We start from the raw sequence: 16,630 nt of genomic DNA, 5'->3' as shown, positions 1-16,630 counted from the left end.
TGGAGTGCCCTCAACCAGTCTGCTTGATGGGGAAAACTTTCTTTTCCGGCGTTGACACGCCCCGTTCGCGACGTCGTTGCAGCTCCTCGCGAATCACGCGCTCAATCTCGTCAACCAATTGTTCATTGCCGAGCTTGTGATCAGGTTTACCATTGATATAGAGCAAATTCGGATTACCTCCGGCCAGACCGATGTGTGCGGCCTTGGCCTCACCCGGACCGTTCACGCAACAACCGATTACGGCGACGTCGAGCGGTTCCTTAATGTCCTCAATCCGCTGTTCCAGCGCATTCACGGTGGCAATGACGTCAAATTCCTGGCGCGAGCAGGAGGGGCAGGCAATGAGGTTAATGCCCTTGCTGCGTATGTGCAGAGCCTTCAGGATGTCGAAGCCTACGCGCACCTCTTCCACCGGATCGGCCGCGAGCGATACGCGGATGGTGTCGCCGATACCTTCTGCCAGCAACATGCCAAGGCCGATGGCAGATTTGACGGCGCCGGAGCGGAAACCCCCCGCCTCCGTGATGCCAAGATGCAGCGGTTGTTCGATCTGCGTGGCCAGTTGCCGGTAGGCCGACACGGCCATGAATACATCCGACGCCTTGACGCTCACCTTGAATTGCTGAAAGTCGAGCTTGTTCAACATGTCGATATGGCGTAGCGCGGATTCCACCAGCGCCTCCGGCGTGGGTTCGCTATATTTTTTTTGCAAATCCTTTTCCAGCGACCCGGCGTTCACGCCGATGCGGATCGGGATGCCGCAGTCGCGTGCCGCTTGCACGACAGCACGCACGCGGTCCTCGCGCCCGATGTTCCCGGGATTGATGCGCAGGCAATCGGCGCCCAACTCGGCCACGCGCAGCGCAATCTTGTAGTCGAAGTGGATGTCCGTCACCAGCGGGACGGACACCTGCTGTTTGATCTTGCCGAAGGCCTCGGCGGCATCCAGGGTCGGGATCGAGACACGCACGATATCGGCGCCGGCATTTTCCAGCGCCTGGATCTGAGCCACCGTCGCGGCGACGTCTGTGGTCTCGGTATTGGTCATGCTCTGCACGCTGACCGGCGCGTCGCCGCCGACGGCAACATGACCAACCATGATACGCAGACTGCGACGCCGCTTGATCGGATTTTCGCAAAACATCAGTTGTTCACCGCCGCTTCATCGCCGAGCGTGAAGCGCGCGACCTGTCCGCGCTTGTGCCGGCTGACATCATAATTCTTCCCGTTAAACTCTACCCGCACCCCGTCGGCGTTGCCGAGGAAGACGCTGAACGGCGCCGCCCCCTCGATGCTGATGCGTCGTCCTGCCGGGACATTTTCGTATAACAGCCTGTTGTCCTGCGCATCCCGGACATCCGCCCAGGACTCCTGGAGAGCGTGCAGCACTATACGAGACCGCGGCACGCCTGGCGGAATTGCCACCGCCTTCCGTGTGCGTAGCGAGACACGCTCGTCAGACTTCGCAGCCGCCGCTGCCGGTTTGGGAGTTTCAACCGGCGCTACATTGAGCGTCATGCCGGATACCGTCAGTTGGCCGCTGGGTGACGTTGTCGATCCGGGCGTGCTCTGCGCGGTTGTTACATTGGCGCCTGGCAACACGGCCTCACCGCCGTTTGTGGGCAGCAAGTTAGCGGGTGCTGCTGAGGGCAATGTGTCGCTCGATGTTTCTTGAGTTTGCGCAACATTCATGGACGCCTGCCCCGTCTCAGTGGACGGTTGGCTGGCCTGCTCGAAAAGTTGATCGTTGCTCTGCCACCACAGGAAAACCAATCCCAACACAACGACAGCCACTCCTATGCTGGCGGCTTTGACCATATGATCACTGCTGGTGATCTGTGGAGGCGGTGCCGATTGCGGCGGCAATATCGGCTTGGAAGGAATCGTGAGGTTGTTGTAGGCCTCAACCACCTTTTCCGGCGACAGCCCCAGCAACTGCGCATAACTGCGCAAATAACCGCGCACGTAGGTGGGTCCCGGAAGGGAAAGATAATCATCCATTTCCAGGGCGATGATGTGTTTCGACGACAGGTGCAGAATCTGCGCCACGTCTTCCGGTGCAAGGCGCAGATCCAGCCGCGCCTGACGCAACAGTCGGCCCGGCCCGGACCGCGGCGCGACAACGTCTGCAGATTCCGGTTTCGTGTTATCCATGACTTACTTCTTTCGGGGAGCTGGCAGGACGCGCAATTGCGCGACCTCAGGCGACGTGGGGAACTTTCCGCGCAACCGCAGTGCGTAACTGGCTTCGGCGTTTTTGTTCTGAAGAATGCGCTCGATTTTGACCGCCAGCAGCAAGCTCTCGGGCGTATCCTCTACGGACTGGAAATAACGCTCAATAAAACCACGTGCCGGCAAGGCCTGTCCCGAATCCAGACTTATTTTAGCCATCTGGTAGAGCGCTCCGGGCAATTTTGGGTTGACGAGCAAGGCTTCGCGGAAATATTTCTCGGCCGCCGCCGGCGCCGGTTTTTTCATCAAGCAAATGCCGGCATTCAGATTCACTTCACCCGTGTAAGGGTACAGTGGGTTGGCCGCGGCTGAATCGAAGTGCCGCACGCCTTCAGTTATCTTTCCACGATCGCAGAGGAAGGCGCCATAATTGTGCTGCGCTGAAGCATTTTTTTCATCACTGGCCAGCGCCTTGCGAAAAAGCTGTTCCGCTTTGTCATGCTCCTTGAAGCGCCAATGCAGCACCGCCATGATGTTGTTGGCCTGCGAGTGATCCGGCATGAGCTTAAGCGCCTTGTCCAGCTCTTGCTTGGCCACATCAAGCTGACCCCGCTGAAAATAGCTGGAGCCTAGTTGAACATGAGTATCTGCCAGCTTGTTCAGCTTGTCCTGATCTGCTTCGCGATCCGCGGAAGAGGCGCATCCTGCAAGCAGCAGAACAGCCGCTGAGAAGACGATACGTGCGTTCATGCCTGACTTGCCTTGATTACCAGGCGTTCGCGCCGGCGTGTGCGATCCTGCACGCGGCCGGCAAGCTGGCCACAGGCCGCGTCAATGTCATCGCCACGGGTTTTGCGCGTGATAGTCGTAAGTCCTGCCGCGATTAGAACCTCGCGAAACCGGTCAATAATCGCCTTTGAAGAGCACCGATATTGCGTCTGCGGAAAGGTATTGAAAGGAATCAGATTGACCTTGGAGGGGACGGTCTGCAACAGATCAACCAATTCATGCGCGTGCTCGACACTGTCGTTAACGCCGTCAAGCATCACGTATTCGAACGTCACGCGGCTGCGTGGCGAATCGGCGCAGTAACGTCGGCAAGCTTCCAACAACTCTTGAATAGCATACTTCTTGTTCAACGGAACCAGCTGATCACGCAGCGCATCGTTTGGCGCATGCAACGACACCGCCAGACTCACCGGGCATTCCTCGCGCAGACGTTCCAACATCGGCACAACGCCCGCCGTGGACAAGGTCACGCGACGGCGCGAAAGGCCATAGGCATAATCGTCCAGCATCAGGCGCATGGCGGGCAGGACATTGTCAAAATTAAGCAGCGGCTCGCCCATGCCCATGAGCACAACATTGGTAATAATGCGATCGCCCTTGGGGTCGCGCCCCAGGGCGCGATTGGCGACCAGCAGCTGGGAAATGATTTCGGCCACGGTCAGACTGCGGTTGAAGCCCTGCTGGCCCGTGGAACAGAAGGAGCAGTTGAGCGTGCACCCGACCTGCGAGGACACACACAGCGTGCCACGGTCCTCTTCAGGGATAAATACCGTCTCGATGGCATTGCCACCATTGAGTCGCAGTAACCACTTACGTGTCCCATCCGCGGCTGTCTGGTCCTGAATGATTTCCGGCGCTTGAATTTCTGCCATGTCCCGCAAGCGTGCGCGCAGGTCCTTGCCCAGGTTGGTCATGGCATCAAAATCATCCACGCCATACTGGTGAATCCACTGGATGACCTGGGTGGCGCGAAACGGTTTCTCGCCGACGCCAACGAAAAACTCCTGCATCGCCAGGCGATCCAGATTTAACAAATTGGTTTTTTCAGCAGCTGACAAAGCAGATCCTCAACGGATACTCGCACCGGCGTCTGGTCATGCCAGCGGGGGGGACTCCCCAGCCATGACATCTCCGGTGCTTCACAAAAATTACATCGCAAGTTCTGGAATAAAAGGGATTTTTACGTCCATCCCGAGCATATAGTGTAGCGTCAGATGACGGGGCAGACAACGAATACAGGCTATTTTGGCGGTAAAACCCCCGGTCGAAACTGGCGCCCAGTGACCGAGACGAGCGCTCATTCGGCAATGGGCGCAGCCAGCCGCCGTCTTCGTAAAAGCTGCGTCACGGGATCCGGCGGCTAGGCGCCGTGTTCATCCATCCAGGCCATCTGAATGGCTTCGAGAATTTTTTCGCCGGAGTGTTCAGGCGCGTCGTCAAAATCCTCCAACCCCATCACCCACTTGTGAAGGTCCGTGAAACGCACGGACATCGGGTCCACATCCGGGTGTTTCTCACTCAACTCAATGGCAATCTCGCGACTATCGGTCCATTTCAGCCCCATGGTCGGCTCCTTCTAATGTTGCTCGGAAACAAGATTGATCGTGTATTTGGGGATCTCCACCACCAAATCCCGGCTGCCGACCTTGGCCTGGCAACTAAGCCGCGACTCGGGCTCAAGACCCCAAGCCTTATCGAGCAAATCTTCTTCTTTTTCCTCAGCGGTGCCCAGACTGTTGAAACCCTCACGCACCACCACGTGACAGGTAGTGCAGGCACACGCCTTTTCGCAGGCATGCTCAATGGAAATGCCGGCATTCAATGCCGCATCACAGATGCTGATACCCGGTTCGGCATCGATGGTTTTGCCTTCCGGACAGATTTGCGGGTGCGGCAGAAAAGTCAGTCGCGTCATGACGCTGATTTGTCCCGAGACATATCAAACTCATCAATCCTGTGTCCCGCCAAAGCCTTGCGAATATTCTCATCCATGCGAAGTTGGGCAAACGTCTGGGTTGCTGTGTCAAGCTTCTTGATGGTGCGCCTGATGTGTGCAAAATCATTCCCGTCGCGCACAGCTTGCAGATCCGCCAGGGCGTTCTCAATTTCGCTGCGTTGACTCGCGCTCAATAGTGCGCCATCTACGTCCAGCGCGCTGCGCACCGTGTCCAGCAAGCGGCTGGCATTGACCTGTTGTTCACGGAGTTTGCGTGCTGCATCATCCTCATGCGCATATGTAATAGACTCACGCAACATTCTTTCGATTTCATTATCTGTCAAACCATAAGATGGTTTGACCACCACGCTACTTTCAGCGCCCGTCGTCTGCTCTCTGGCCGACACGCTCAGCAATCCATCAGCGTCAATCTGAAATGTAACGCGGATGCGCGCCGCACCTGCCGTCATCGGTGGAATACCACGCAGTTCAAAACGAGACAGCGAACGGCAGTCGGAAACCAGCTCGCGCTCGCCCTGCAAGACGTGAATCAGCAAGGCGGTCTGGCCGTCCTTGTAAGTAGTGAAGTCTTGCGACTTCGCGACCGGGATCGTGGTGTTGCGCGGAATAACCTTTTCCACCATACCGCCCATGATCTCCAGCCCCAGCGACAGGGGGATGACATCCAGCAACAGCATCTCTTCATCGCGTTTGTTACCGATCAGCACGTCGGCCTGCAAGGCAGCACCGAGGGCTACCACCCTGTCCGGGTCGATATCCGCGAGCGGTTCGCGACCGAAAAACTGCGACACCTTCTCGCGTACGCGCGGGATGCGCGTCGCCCCTCCCACCAGCACGACGCCATCGACTTCATTGGCACGAACTCCGGCATCGCGTAACACGCGTTTGCAGGGGGAAATAGTGCGGTCAATCAAGGAATCAATCAGAGTATTAAGTTGATCGCGCCCCAGTTCGCCACGCCAGCTTTTTCCATCGCCAAGATCAATGTGTAGAGGCACCCGTTCTGCTTGAGTTAATGCCTCCTTTGCAACGCGCGCATCGCGCAACAGGCGGCGCATCTGCCGCTGATCGGCATCATCCCGAATCCCGGCCTCGCGCATGATCCATTCGGCAATGGCGTGATCCATGTCATCGCCTCCGAGCGCGGAGTCTCCCGCTGTCGCCATCACCTCAAATATCCCACGATTCAGCCGCAGCAATGAAATATCAAACGTGCCGCCGCCCAGATCGTAGACCGCGTAAATACCCTGCGGATTCCTGTCGAGACCATAGGCGATGGCTGCCGCCGTGGGTTCATTCAGCAACCGCAAAACGTTCAGCCCGGCCAAGCGGGCGGCGTCTTTGGTCGCTTGGCGCTGGGCATCGTCAAAATACGCCGGCACCGTGATGACCGCGTCAGCGATATCCACGCCCAATGTTTCCGTGGCACGTTTTTTAAGCTTTTTCAGGATTTCGGCGGAGATTTCCACCGGGCTGCGCTCACCGGCAATGGTGTGCAGGCGCGGCATTGCCGATTCGCCATGAGAAAATTCATAGGGCAACGATTTGCCGAGTTTGCGCACATCCTCGATACCGCGCCCCATGAGACGCTTCACCGAGGCGATGGTGTTCAGCGGGTCCTCGTGCGCCACGGCCATGGCATCGTGGCCCACGACCGGCTCGCCCTGCGTTAGATAACGCACCACAGAGGGCAACAAATGGCGGCCCTGTTCGTCCGGCAATGTGTCCGCCACGCCGCTGCGTACACAGGCGACCAGCGAATTGGTGGTGCCGAGGTCGATACCCACGGCGAGACGGCTCTCGTGTGGCGCTGGTGCTTGTCCCGGTTCGCTGATTTGAAACAGTGCCATGATCGTTAATAGCTGAGGTGACGCGCGGCGATTACAACAAAACCTGACGTCAGCTCAATTCTTCCTCAAGATTATCAATTTCCTGCTGCATTTTTTCCAGAAACTGCATCTCGCGCACGATGTTGCGTGCTTTCCTGATCTCCTCGGGAGAGTCCTTATCAAGAGAGCTTCTGAAGTTTCCGATCTTATCCTGCATGCGCTGCTCGATCCGGTTTGCCAATTCAGCCAATTGCTTGTGCGGATTGTCAGCCTGGCGGATTTCCTCAAGATTCTCGCGCCATTCCATCTGCTCCATGAGAAACGCCGGCTCCATCGCCGTGTCGGTTTCTTCACCGACATCAACGCCACGCAGGCTCAGGAGATAACGTCCACGTTGCACAGGATCCTTGAGCGTCATGAAAGCCTCGTTGACGAGTGCCGTCATTTGCAGGGACAGCCGACGCTCCTGATCGGATGCGTTGGCAAACTTGTCGGGGTGAACACGTCGCTGAAGTTCGCGGTAGCGCGACGCCAAGTCGTCGGCATCGACATCAAATGCCGCCGCTAGACCGAAAAGTTCGAAGTGATTTTTGCCCGGTGCGGCGCACATGCCGGTGACGCTCGCCGTCTCAGGTATTAAAGCTTTCCCCGCAGCCGCAGGCATCCTTGACGTTGGGGTTATTAAACTTGAAACCTTCGCTCAAACCTTCGCGGGTGTAATCGAGCTCCGTGCCATCGAGAAAGAGAAGGCTCTTGGCGTCCACGATTACCTTCGCGCCGTGACTCTCGTAAACATGGTCATCAGGCTCGATCTTGTCGGCGTACTCAACGACATAGGCCTTCCCCGAACAACCGGACGTCCGCACACCCAGGCGCAGTCCTTCGCCCTTGCCACGCTTCTCGATAAAATTCCGCACGCGGTCCGCGGCGGCCTGGGTCATGGTAATTGCCATATCAACATTACTCCTTTACAGGTCCGGTCTTGCTCAGGCAGCGTCGGCCTTCGGATCTCTGGTCGCGGATTTCGTCTGATAATCCGCAATCGCCGCCTTGATGGCGTCTTCTGCCAGCACCGAACAGTGGATCTTCACCGGCGGCAAGGCAAGTTCTTCGGCAATCTGTGTATTCTTGATCTTGCCTGCTTCTTCAATCGACTTGCCCTTGACCCACTCGGTCAGAAGCGAACTCGATGCGATGGCGCTGCCGCAACCGTAGGTCTTGAACTTGGCGTCCTCGATGATGCCCTGTGCGTTCACCTTGATTTGCAATTTCATGACGTCACCGCAAGCCGGCGCGCCGACCATGCCGGTGCCCACTTTCGGGTCGCCTTTGTCCAGCACCCCGACGTTACGTGGATTTTCATAATGGTCCAACACCTTTTCACTGTATGCCATGGTCGTGTCTCCTGAATATCGCCAAAATCATTCGCTACTCAATGTGCCGCCCACTGCACCTTGCTGAGGTCGATGCCTTCCTGGTGCATCTCCCACAACGGTGACAGCTCGCGCAGTTTTGCAACTTTTTCCTTCACCAGCCCGGCCGCATAGTCGATTTCTTCCTGCGTGGTGAAACGCCCAATGGTAAAGCGGATCGAACTGTGCGCGAGTTCGTCATTGCGACCCAGCGCCCGCAACACATAGGAAGGTTCCAGACTCGCCGAGGTGCAGGCCGAGCCCGAAGACACCGCAATGTCCTTGAGCGCCATGATCAGCGATTCGCCTTCGACAAAATTAAAACTCATGTTGAGATTGTGCGCCACACGATGTTCCAGGTCACCGTTGACATAGACCTCGGGCATGCCCTTGAGTGAGCTAAGCAACCGGTTGCGCAGACCGCGAATGCGCTCGTTCTCCGTCGCCATTTCCTGTTTCGCGAGACGGTAGGCCTCACCCATGCCGACGCACTGGTGCGTGGCCAGTGTTCCAGAACGCATGCCGCGCTCATGTCCACCGCCATGCATCTGGGCTTCCAGCCGGACGCGCGGTTTGCGCCGGACATACAGCGCCCCCACACCTTTCGGCCCGTAGGTCTTGTGCGCCGACATCGACAATAAATCAATGTTCATGGCGTTCACATCAATGGGCACCTTGCCCGTGCTTTGCGCCGCGTCCGAGTGAAACAGCACGCCACGCTCACGTGTGATTTTCCCAATGGCGGCAAGATCCTGAATGACGCCAATCTCGTTGTTCACGTGCATGACTGAAACCAGGATGGTATCCGGGCGCATGGCGGCCTTGAGCTTGTCCAGATCAAGCAGTCCATTCGGTTCTGGATCGAGATAGGTGACCTCGAAGCCACTGCGCTCGAGCTGGCGACAGGTGTCGAGAACCGCCTTGTGCTCGGTCTTGCAGGTGACGATATGCTTGCCCTTCTTGCCATAGAAGCTAGCCACGCCCTTGATAGCGAGGTTGTCGGATTCAGTCGCGCCCGAGGTCCAGACAATCTCCTTGGGATCGGCACCAATCAGCGCAGCGATATGCGCGCGCGACTCTTCGACCGCTTCCTCGGCATGCCAACCAAAGGGATGCGAACGCGAGGCCGGGTTGCCAAATTCACCGTCCGGTGTCAGATATTTGCACATCTTGTCCGCCACGCGCGGGTCCACCGGCGTGGTCGCGGAGTAATCCAGATAAATAGGCTTTTTCATAATCTTTGCATCATCTCCAATTCATGCCTTGGAACGGAGAACAGTAAGGCCGAATCAAAATCTTCCGCAACGTCGTCGTGCCGACGTGCGTGAATCACGCTCACCGCATTCAGAAAAACCGGCATGATCAAACTACGCAACGATCAGGAATGCGCTGCTGCCTGCATTCTTCCTTCCTGACGCGAGGCCACTTCCTGCACATGCGGCTTGTTAACCAGATCGCCCAAGGTGATTCCGTTCAAGAAATCATGAATACGGGTGCTCAGGTCTTCCCACAGCTGGTGCGTCAGACAGGTTTCGTCACCATGGCAATTTCTCTCACCACCGCAACGCGTCGCGTCAATATTCTCGTTGATCGCCACAATGATCTTGGCCACCGAGATCTTGTTCGGTTCCATGGCCAGGTTGTAACCTCCACCCGGGCCACGGACGCTATCCACCAGACCACTGCGTCGCAGTTTGGCAAACAACTGTTCAAGATATGACAGCGAGATGCCTTGGCGCTTGGCGATGTCTGCCAAAGTGACCGCGCCCTTGTCATAACGCAGCGCCAGATCCAGCATGGCAGTCACGGCATAACGACCTTTAGTTGTCAGTTTCATAGGATATATTCCCACACGGTTTATGTACCCTTGTAATTCTACTTACTTGATGGATTTAGTCAACTATTCTCTTTGGGCTTATCTCTTTGCGGATATATGGCGGATGGTGGATCTTCGAGGTTGCTGACATCAATTTCGGGCATGTCGAGATTTACTTTAAATCCCGACTTTTCCAGCGCGCTGGAAATAACTTTCATTTTACCATCAATGAGATGCATGTGATCCAGGATAAGATCGATCGCATGCGCCACCGGATCCGGCATGTCCGGGCTCTGGCCGTAGGCATCGAAGCCGATTTTCTTTGCCATCGCTTCCCGTAGCTGAGATTTAGAGTCGTCTTTCCTCGGGCTCATGACTCGCCCCGGAATGCCCACGACGGTGGCCCCGGCCGGGACATCCTTAACCACCACGGAATTGGACCCCACACGGGCGTTATCGCCCACGATAATCGGGCCGAGAATCTTGGCACCCGCCCCCACCACGACATTATTCCCCAAAGTGGGATGGCGTTTTTCCTTGCGCCAGGTGGTCCCGCCCAAGGTTACGCCGTGGTACAGGGTAACGTCATCGCCAATCTCGGCAGTCTCGCCGATGACCACGCCCATGCCGTGATCGATGAAAAAGCGCTTGCCGATTTTGGCCCCCGGATGGATTTCAATGCCGGTCAGCCAGCGTCCCAGCTGGGAAAGCATTCGTGCCAGCCAGCGCAAACGCCAGATCCATAGTCGATGCGACATGCGGTGGAACGCGAGGGCATGCACACCCGGGTAGGCCGTCAACACTTCCAGCGTGGATCGCGCCGCTGGATCACGCTGGAAAATACTGTTCCGGTATTCACGCAGATTTTTAAACATGGCAGTTAATATCCTGATTTAAATATTATAAGTATTCCTGAGTATTTTAATCAATTTTTATGGCGTCCCTGCTGAATGGCGTTAAGTATGCCACGCAATATGTTCATCTCGTTATCGTCCAGACTGGCGCGGTTAAACAGTCGCATCAAGCGGCGCATCAGGTACCGCGGTTTATCCGGATTGAGGAATTCAATCTCCTGCAGCACCTCTTCCAGGTGCTGATAAAAGCGCTGCATGTCATCACTGCTCGCCAACCTGCCCTCGCGCACCTCAGTCGGGCTGACGGCGGCACCGGCCAGAGCCTCCCGATATATCTCGTAGGCCAGAATCTGCACCGCGCTGGCCAAATTCAGGGACGAATACGCCTCATCGGCGGGGATGGTTACTACGAAATGGCACCGGTCCAGTTCAGAATTAAGCAAGCCGGTGCGCTCCTGACCAAACAACAGCGCCACCGGTCCGTTCCGTGCACCCTCCACCAGACGTCTGGCGCCAGCCGCCGGGTCAAGAGTGGGCCATTCGATACGACGTGAGCGCGCGCTGGTGCCGATAACGAGGTGGCAATCCTTGAGCGCCTCATCGAGCGAGGCGCAGATCACCGCGCCCTGCAGCACGTCATCGGCGCCAGCGGCGCGATCCGTGGCCTCGGGGCTGGGAAATTTTTCAGGCTCAATCAGGTACAAACTGCGCAACGCCATGTTCTTCATGGCGCGCGCCGTCGCGCCCACATTGCCCGGGTGGGTGGGGCGCACGAGCACGATACGGATGTTCGCTGGGACCATGAACCGGCCTGTGAGGATGACCGGCGAGCATTCTACAGGCTTGGGCGCTGCGTTTCTGCTTTCAACGCCCTGCCTAGCCGATTACAATGCCGCCCCACATCAGCGCATCTTCGTTCTCTTACATTATCCGGTAATTCTTATGCATCCCATGCTGAACATGGCGGTCAAGGCCGCGCGTAACGCCGGCAATATCATCATGCGCCATGCCGACCGGCTGGAACGCCTGACAGTCGAGACCAAGGGGCTCAAGGATTACGTCAGCGAAGTAGACCGGATGGCGGAAAATGAAATAATCCGGGTCCTGCGCGCCGCCTATCCGCACCACGGTTTTCTCGGTGAAGAGACCGGCGCTCAGTCTGGCGATGATTTTGTATGGATCATCGATCCGCTCGATGGCACCACCAACTTTCTGCACGGCCTGCCCCACTTCGCTGTTTCGATCGCGCTCAAACATAAAGATCGGCTGGACCAGGCAGTAGTGTTCGATCCCTCGCGCAATGAACTCTTTACCGCCTCACGTGGCAACGGTGCCCAACTGAACGACCGTCGTATACGCGTGAGCCGCGTCACTGAACTTGAATACGCCCTGCTAGGTGCAGGCTTTCCTTTTCGCTCACATCAACATATGGATGCGTGGGTAGGGACACTGAAGGAATTCATGCTGAGCACCAGCGGCATCCGCCGCCCCGGCTCGGCCGCACTCGATCTGGCCTATGTCGCCTGCGGGCGCTACGAAGGTTTCTGGGAGATTGGTCTGAATTCCTGGGACATGGCCGCCGGTGCCTTAATTGTTCTGGAAGCTGGCGGACTGGTCACCGATCTTGCCGGTAATCAGGGTTATCTGGAAAGCGGCAACATCCTCGCGGGTAACCCGAAAATCCACGCTGAAATGCTGCGCCTTATACAGCCGCATCTAACGGAAGAGCTGCGGCGTTAGAAACGTGGATGGAGTGCTAGTGGAATCCCTGTCCAGTGCAGCGCCAAGTTAGGTTGGGTTTTAGTATCACTTACCAACCATCGTCATTTTGATGTAGGGCTTGACGCGACCAAGAACTTCAAAGGGGCTGCCAAGCTCAGTCTCCCAACGCCTTGCGATTTCCTGCTCTTCTTTGCGACCAGCATCGTCGAGCAAAATGACGCAACCCTGCTTTAGTCTTTCCTTCATGATGGGTACAAGACCATATCTTCCTCCTTTAGTGCTGCCGGGAGGACCATCGCAAATGACCAAGGCAAAACTATCGGGCATCGATTTCAAAGGCGGGTCGTACCAGAAAAAACTACCAAAATCCTTAAGCGGCTTTGCATGGAGGACGACGGAATCGATCTTGTATTTATTGAGGCATCGTTGCACCTTGTGGGCCCACTCCGGTGTGTGCTCAAAAGCCCAATGGCTATAGCCACGCCTTTTCGCGACAGCCCCAACCAGGATCGTAGACAACCCAGAGCCACATTCCAGTATTGGGGCATTTACAGTCAGTGCATGTTCCAAACAACATACGAGATATTCATCTCGAGCACTCCAATCCTCGTTTCCCCAACCGTATATCAAATCATTGATTACGGAACCACCTGGATGTATGCAAGCTTCGGGATGTTTCAGGAAACGCTTCATGGCCCGCCAGAAAACGAAATCACGGTGCCTGGCGCGCAGTAACCGGTGGATTCGAAGAGGCAAGACTGATTTCAATACTGATTTTACGATACTTCGCAGTCGATTCATTGTGATTCTCTCAAGTAGCCCAACGTGTGACATAACCGGCTGGCTGGAGGCGGGCGAAGCCCGCTGTAAGCCAGTCCGTGTTGATGGATGGGTTGGGCATCACTTCAACGAAGCCTGGCACTCAGAAGATGTACGGTAAATAGTCCCAGTTTTAGGGGAAATAAACACTCCGTAATCTCGGTCGTAGTTTTTTGGGTGAGCGTGACCGGGAACAATAGATACGCAGCCAAAGTACAGCACAGCGTACAACTCGTTATTGATATTGGAGTTGTGAAAGCCGACTACCGTATCTGAGCCGCCGACATCCTTAATGCCTACTTGAAGCACCTTCCCAAATTTGTATGTGCAGTAGCGCCCATTGTTGGGAATTTCTTCACACTTTGTTGCCTCAATCGCACGTTGAAACAGGCGGTTTTGAAGTGACTGCTGTGCGAAGGCAGGCACGGCAGCAAACAACAGAGCAAGTGCAGGCACGAGAATATGTAGGATTTTGATATGCATTTGTGGGTTCCTGTTCATATGAGATGCCCAACGCCGAGCTAAGGCGCGAGCCGCGCAGCGGCGAGTCGCCTTGAGCGCCGGGTTAGTGGTTTTTATTAACATGCTTCATTACGCAAGAAACCAAGCCCGTCTTGTGTTTCGGATGCGTCACAGATAGCGAGGACAGATGAAAAAGGAATCAAAACTTTCCACGGCCCGTGATCTTTCCGAACTAGCGCGAGTTCAACATAAGGCCCCACATGCTCAACTGAATCGCAAAAAACAAAAGAAAGAGAACCGCGATGATGAATATAATCAGCTATCAATTCGAGAATGGCTGGGTGTGACTCTGGGTTCAATAATGCGGCATAACCTTTCATGTGAAACCCCTAACGTATAGGTTAACCGGCGTCAAAAGCGGAGCTTTTGATGTCTGACCTTACCCCGATTCCGTAGACACCCGTCATGCTGCATTAGCCTCGCACTGGTTGGGCGTGCAATACCCTAAACTGGAATGCAGCCGTTCGCAATTGTAGAAGCGGATGTACTCGGCGATGTAGGCCACGGCTTCCTCCAGCTGCTGGAATTTCTGGAAGTACACCATCTCGGTCTTGAGGGTCCCGAAGAAGGATTCCATGTGGGCGTTGTCCCAGCAGTGGCCCTTACGGCTCATGCTGATGCGCAACCCGGTCGATTCCAGGACGGCGCGGTACTCCTTGCTGGCATACTCCGAGCCCTGGTCCGAGTGGAAGATGGTGTGTTGGTGGGGCGGGCTCGTCTGGGCCGCCATGAGCAAGGCCTCGCGGGTCAGCGCGGCATCGTGGCTCTGCGAGAAGCTCCAGCCCAGGATTTTGCGGGTGTAGTGATCCATGACGATCGCGATATACGACCATTTCTTACGTACCCGGATGTAGCTCACATCCCCGACCCAGACTTGGTTCGGCGCGGTGGCGTGGGGCCGATCCAGCAGGAGGTTCGGGGTTTTCGCGAACAGCCAGTCGCGATGGCGGTGGTACTTGAAGCGCCGGGCCATCCGCGCTTTCAGGCCATTTTCCCGCATGAGCCGGGCCACCCGGTTTCTCCCGCAGACGATGTTCCGGGCCTTCAAGGCCGCGTGCACACGGGGATAGCCGTAGGTCTCGCGGCTCGCCTTGAGGATGGCTTGCATCACCGGCAGGAGCCTTTGATCATCGAGTTGGCGCCGGCTCGCTTCCCGGTCCCGCCAGGCGTAGTAGCCGCTGCGCGACACGCCGAGCTTCCGGCACAGGGCCGCTACCGGGCACCGCCCTTCGTGTTCGGCGATGAACCGGAACGCCGAGACTTTTTTTCGGGAAAGAACCTCTCGGCTTGCTTCAATATAACGTTCTCCTCGCGAAGCGCCTTGAGCTGACGCTCTAACGTCCGGATTCTGGCCTTGGCGTCCAGCAGTTCCGACCGGGAGCGGGCCTCTTGTTCGTTATCCTTGATCTTGCCTTCGCGCATCTCCTGTCTCCAGCGATACAGCATGATGGGGTGGATCCCCAACGCCTCGGCGACATCGATCGACTGGATATGGGGGTGGTCGGTGATCTTCACCGCCGTGTGCTTGAACTGGTAATTGTAGAACGTGTGCTTCTCTTTCCTTCTCATTCAACACCTCCGGGTAACTGCCTTAAGGGAGGTGTCTATTTTTTCGGGGTAGGTTCAGTCCGCGTTGAACCGCCAGTTAGAACTGTGGGACTTATGGAGCATAGTCCATGCTCTCGGCAACGGCTCCCTGAGGAACCCAGTTTGGCGGGTCGCTCGTCCAACTTGCCGTGATTTTTGCATGCCTAAAAAACTCCACCGGAAATTCAACGTTGATCAACTTCGCTTCGTGCAGGGTTTGAAGAATCTTTATGCAGGCATAAATGCCGACTGCAGCCGTATCATGGTTGGCTTTGAGCCCTCCATGAGCGATCTCATTTCTAATACCATTTATCCACTGAAGTGCTTTTTCTGAGCTTTCCCAAAGCTCTTTAATTGAGTTGCCGCATGCAATTTTCAGAACCGGCCCAAGATATAGCTTTAGCCTGCTTTCTTTAATGCCTCTTAGCAAGGAGTCTCGCTCTGATTTCTTGCTCATTCCCCGCAAGGCTAATTGTTGATGTAGCATTTCCTGAATCAAGTCATCCATGGCGGAAAAGGCGATGATGAAAGCTTCCGAGTAGAAGCCGTGCTCTAAAAGCTCATAGCATCGTAAAAAACGCCTAGCCACTGGAAGTGTGGATGTACCTATGTGGGGCTTCGCCAGGCCCGTGGTTCCGAACGGATCGTGAGGTGACTCTGGTGAGATATTGCCAAGACCAGCTTTCCAACCCACATTCAAGTCGCCGCTGGACTGCCCATCTATTGTGGAAAAGTAAAACAATGTGTCATATTTTCCAATTGTTCTTACGCCGCAGCCATCGATGTGCCCCATGCGCACAAGTTTATATGCTTGCAGCAACTCATTTATGGAGTCCAGGGCTTTATGAATGACGAGATGGCGGTGATGTGTTTTTGCTTTTAAGTATTTTGAATCGTCGCCATGGGCGTCAGACCAAGTAACAACAAAGACGGTGCTTAGCCCATGAGGTAGCGGCATTGACCCAAGGCCCAGATTTATCACCTTCGGGTAATGCACATCGATTCTGGCGTGGCCGACTTCATACGACCCCTCGGAGATCGGCGCCTTGATGCCAACGCCTATGTGAAACTGTATTTCTGCTGACATATCGCAGCCCTATGTTGCGAGTAGTTCTAACGTAATTTAGACGTCACATTCTGACGTATAACCT

Annotated in this window: 21 protein-coding genes; 1 reads left to right on the top strand and 20 read right to left on the bottom strand. The window is 55.9% G+C overall.

Translation table 11 applies throughout. From position 1 onward, the window contains the following. Positions 1-10 precede the first annotated feature (10 nt). The 14 genes from ispG to NUV55_RS05045 form a co-directional block, all read right to left on the bottom strand. Positions 11-1,144, bottom strand: coding sequence for a flavodoxin-dependent (E)-4-hydroxy-3-methylbut-2-enyl-diphosphate synthase (ispG, locus tag NUV55_RS05110; RefSeq protein WP_296670955.1), 1,134 nt, complete (start codon positions 1,142-1,144; stop codon positions 11-13). Continuing rightward, complete coding sequence (locus NUV55_RS05105) at positions 1,144-2,154, bottom strand: helix-turn-helix domain-containing protein (protein ID WP_296670954.1); 1,011 nt, start codon at positions 2,152-2,154, stop codon at positions 1,144-1,146. The genes ispG and NUV55_RS05105 overlap by 1 nt, the downstream gene beginning before the upstream one ends. A gap of 3 nt (positions 2,155-2,157) precedes the next feature. Beyond that, a complete protein-coding gene (gene pilW, locus NUV55_RS05100; protein WP_296670952.1) occupies positions 2,158-2,922 on the bottom strand; it encodes a type IV pilus biogenesis/stability protein PilW in 765 nt (254 codons plus the stop codon). Next, positions 2,919-4,019, bottom strand: coding sequence for a 23S rRNA (adenine(2503)-C(2))-methyltransferase RlmN (gene rlmN, locus NUV55_RS05095; RefSeq protein ID WP_296670951.1), 1,101 nt, complete (start codon positions 4,017-4,019; stop codon positions 2,919-2,921). Before rlmN ends, pilW begins: the two co-directional genes overlap by 4 nt. 302 nt (positions 4,020-4,321) lie before the next feature. Next, complete coding sequence (iscX, locus tag NUV55_RS05090; protein WP_367280356.1) at positions 4,322-4,519, bottom strand: Fe-S cluster assembly protein IscX; 198 nt, start codon at positions 4,517-4,519, stop codon at positions 4,322-4,324. 18 nt (positions 4,520-4,537) lie between these two features. After that, entirely contained in the window at positions 4,538-4,876 is a 339-nt protein-coding gene (fdx, locus tag NUV55_RS05085; protein WP_296670947.1) for an ISC system 2Fe-2S type ferredoxin, read from the bottom strand. Beyond that, a complete protein-coding gene (gene hscA, locus NUV55_RS05080; protein WP_296670946.1) occupies positions 4,873-6,768 on the bottom strand; it encodes a Fe-S protein assembly chaperone HscA in 1,896 nt (631 codons plus the stop codon). The genes fdx and hscA overlap by 4 nt, the downstream gene beginning before the upstream one ends. 49 nt (positions 6,769-6,817) lie before the next feature. Then, complete coding sequence (gene hscB / locus NUV55_RS05075; RefSeq protein WP_296670944.1) at positions 6,818-7,357, bottom strand: co-chaperone HscB; 540 nt, start codon at positions 7,355-7,357, stop codon at positions 6,818-6,820. 19 nt (positions 7,358-7,376) lie between these two features. Beyond that, entirely contained in the window at positions 7,377-7,700 is a 324-nt protein-coding gene (gene iscA, locus NUV55_RS05070; protein ID WP_296670942.1) for an iron-sulfur cluster assembly protein IscA, read from the bottom strand. Between the two features lie 33 nt (positions 7,701-7,733). Next, the gene (gene iscU / locus NUV55_RS05065; protein WP_296670941.1) at positions 7,734-8,141 is read right to left on the bottom strand and encodes a Fe-S cluster assembly scaffold IscU; all 408 of its coding nucleotides are present in this window, start codon (positions 8,139-8,141) and stop codon (positions 7,734-7,736) included. A 38-nt stretch (positions 8,142-8,179) separates the two neighbouring features. After that, positions 8,180-9,394, bottom strand: a complete 1,215-nt coding sequence (locus tag NUV55_RS05060) for an IscS subfamily cysteine desulfurase (RefSeq protein WP_296670939.1) — start codon at positions 9,392-9,394, stop codon at positions 8,180-8,182. 143 nt (positions 9,395-9,537) lie between these two features. After that, on the bottom strand, positions 9,538-9,996 hold the full coding sequence (gene iscR, locus NUV55_RS05055; RefSeq protein WP_296670937.1) for a Fe-S cluster assembly transcriptional regulator IscR: 459 nt from the start codon (positions 9,994-9,996) through the stop codon (positions 9,538-9,540). Between the two features lie 59 nt (positions 9,997-10,055). Further along, the gene (gene cysE / locus NUV55_RS05050) at positions 10,056-10,850 is read right to left on the bottom strand and encodes a serine O-acetyltransferase (RefSeq protein ID WP_296670936.1); all 795 of its coding nucleotides are present in this window, start codon (positions 10,848-10,850) and stop codon (positions 10,056-10,058) included. Between the two features lie 50 nt (positions 10,851-10,900). Then, on the bottom strand, positions 10,901-11,632 hold the full coding sequence (locus NUV55_RS05045) for an RNA methyltransferase (protein ID WP_296670935.1): 732 nt from the start codon (positions 11,630-11,632) through the stop codon (positions 10,901-10,903). Positions 11,633-11,771: 139 nt separating this feature from the next. Here NUV55_RS05045 and NUV55_RS05040 point away from each other — a divergent pair, with 139 nt between their 5' ends. Then, positions 11,772-12,569, top strand: coding sequence for an inositol monophosphatase family protein (locus NUV55_RS05040; protein WP_296670933.1), 798 nt, complete (start codon positions 11,772-11,774; stop codon positions 12,567-12,569). Positions 12,570-12,635: 66 nt separating this feature from the next. Here the strand turns inward: NUV55_RS05040 and NUV55_RS05035 are convergent, their stop codons facing one another. The 6 genes from NUV55_RS05035 to NUV55_RS05010 form a co-directional block, all read right to left on the bottom strand. Further along, positions 12,636-13,352 carry a class I SAM-dependent methyltransferase gene (locus NUV55_RS05035; protein ID WP_296670932.1) on the bottom strand — a complete coding sequence of 239 codons (717 nt, stop codon included), beginning with the start codon at positions 13,350-13,352 and terminating at the stop codon, positions 12,636-12,638. A 99-nt stretch (positions 13,353-13,451) separates the two neighbouring features. Then, the gene (locus NUV55_RS05030; protein WP_296670930.1) at positions 13,452-13,853 is read right to left on the bottom strand and encodes a hypothetical protein; all 402 of its coding nucleotides are present in this window, start codon (positions 13,851-13,853) and stop codon (positions 13,452-13,454) included. A gap of 95 nt (positions 13,854-13,948) precedes the next feature. After that, a complete protein-coding gene (locus NUV55_RS05025; RefSeq protein WP_296670929.1) occupies positions 13,949-14,212 on the bottom strand; it encodes a hypothetical protein in 264 nt (87 codons plus the stop codon). 83 nt (positions 14,213-14,295) lie between these two features. Then, positions 14,296-15,135, bottom strand: a complete 840-nt coding sequence (locus tag NUV55_RS05020; RefSeq protein ID WP_296671042.1) for an IS3 family transposase — start codon at positions 15,133-15,135, stop codon at positions 14,296-14,298. Then, positions 15,105-15,461 (bottom strand): transposase, encoded by a 357-nt coding sequence (locus NUV55_RS05015; RefSeq protein ID WP_296670927.1) that lies wholly within the window; start codon positions 15,459-15,461, stop codon positions 15,105-15,107. Before NUV55_RS05015 ends, NUV55_RS05020 begins: the two co-directional genes overlap by 31 nt. A 91-nt stretch (positions 15,462-15,552) precedes the next feature. Continuing rightward, positions 15,553-16,566 carry a hypothetical protein gene (locus NUV55_RS05010; protein WP_296670926.1) on the bottom strand — a complete coding sequence of 338 codons (1,014 nt, stop codon included), beginning with the start codon at positions 16,564-16,566 and terminating at the stop codon, positions 15,553-15,555. Positions 16,567-16,630: the final 64 nt, after the last annotated feature.

This window comes from Sulfuricaulis sp. (genome assembly GCF_024653915.1).
GTDB lineage: Bacteria > Pseudomonadota > Gammaproteobacteria > Acidiferrobacterales > Sulfurifustaceae > Sulfuricaulis.
Note: the sequence above shows the minus strand (reverse complement) of the source record. Positions and strands in the feature narration are given on the sequence as shown.

Coding starts and splice junctions, on each gene's coding strand:
- NUV55_RS05040 (WP_296670933.1), top strand. CDS start 11,772: ATGCATCCCATGCTGAACATGGCGGTCAAGGCCGCGCGTAACGCCGGC.
- cysE (WP_296670936.1), bottom strand. CDS start 10,850: ATGTTTAAAAATCTGCGTGAATACCGGAACAGTATTTTCCAGCGTGAT.
- iscR (WP_296670937.1), bottom strand. CDS start 9,996: ATGAAACTGACAACTAAAGGTCGTTATGCCGTGACTGCCATGCTGGAT.
- iscA (WP_296670942.1), bottom strand. CDS start 7,700: ATGGCAATTACCATGACCCAGGCCGCCGCGGACCGCGTGCGGAATTTT.
- pilW (WP_296670952.1), bottom strand. CDS start 2,922: ATGAACGCACGTATCGTCTTCTCAGCGGCTGTTCTGCTGCTTGCAGGA.
- fdx (WP_296670947.1), bottom strand. CDS start 4,876: ATGACGCGACTGACTTTTCTGCCGCACCCGCAAATCTGTCCGGAAGGC.
- ispG (WP_296670955.1), bottom strand. CDS start 1,144: ATGTTTTGCGAAAATCCGATCAAGCGGCGTCGCAGTCTGCGTATCATG.
- NUV55_RS05010 (WP_296670926.1), bottom strand. CDS start 16,566: ATGTCAGCAGAAATACAGTTTCACATAGGCGTTGGCATCAAGGCGCCG.
- NUV55_RS05060 (WP_296670939.1), bottom strand. CDS start 9,394: ATGAAAAAGCCTATTTATCTGGATTACTCCGCGACCACGCCGGTGGAC.
- NUV55_RS05015 (WP_296670927.1), bottom strand. CDS start 15,461: ATGAGAAGGAAAGAGAAGCACACGTTCTACAATTACCAGTTCAAGCAC.
- NUV55_RS05045 (WP_296670935.1), bottom strand. CDS start 11,632: ATGGTCCCAGCGAACATCCGTATCGTGCTCGTGCGCCCCACCCACCCG.
- NUV55_RS05035 (WP_296670932.1), bottom strand. CDS start 13,352: ATGAATCGACTGCGAAGTATCGTAAAATCAGTATTGAAATCAGTCTTG.
- NUV55_RS05105 (WP_296670954.1), bottom strand. CDS start 2,154: ATGGATAACACGAAACCGGAATCTGCAGACGTTGTCGCGCCGCGGTCC.
- NUV55_RS05030 (WP_296670930.1), bottom strand. CDS start 13,853: ATGCATATCAAAATCCTACATATTCTCGTGCCTGCACTTGCTCTGTTG.
- NUV55_RS05025 (WP_296670929.1), bottom strand. CDS start 14,212: ATGAAAGGTTATGCCGCATTATTGAACCCAGAGTCACACCCAGCCATT.
- iscU (WP_296670941.1), bottom strand. CDS start 8,141: ATGGCATACAGTGAAAAGGTGTTGGACCATTATGAAAATCCACGTAAC.
- hscB (WP_296670944.1), bottom strand. CDS start 7,357: ATGTGCGCCGCACCGGGCAAAAATCACTTCGAACTTTTCGGTCTAGCG.
- hscA (WP_296670946.1), bottom strand. CDS start 6,768: ATGGCACTGTTTCAAATCAGCGAACCGGGACAAGCACCAGCGCCACAC.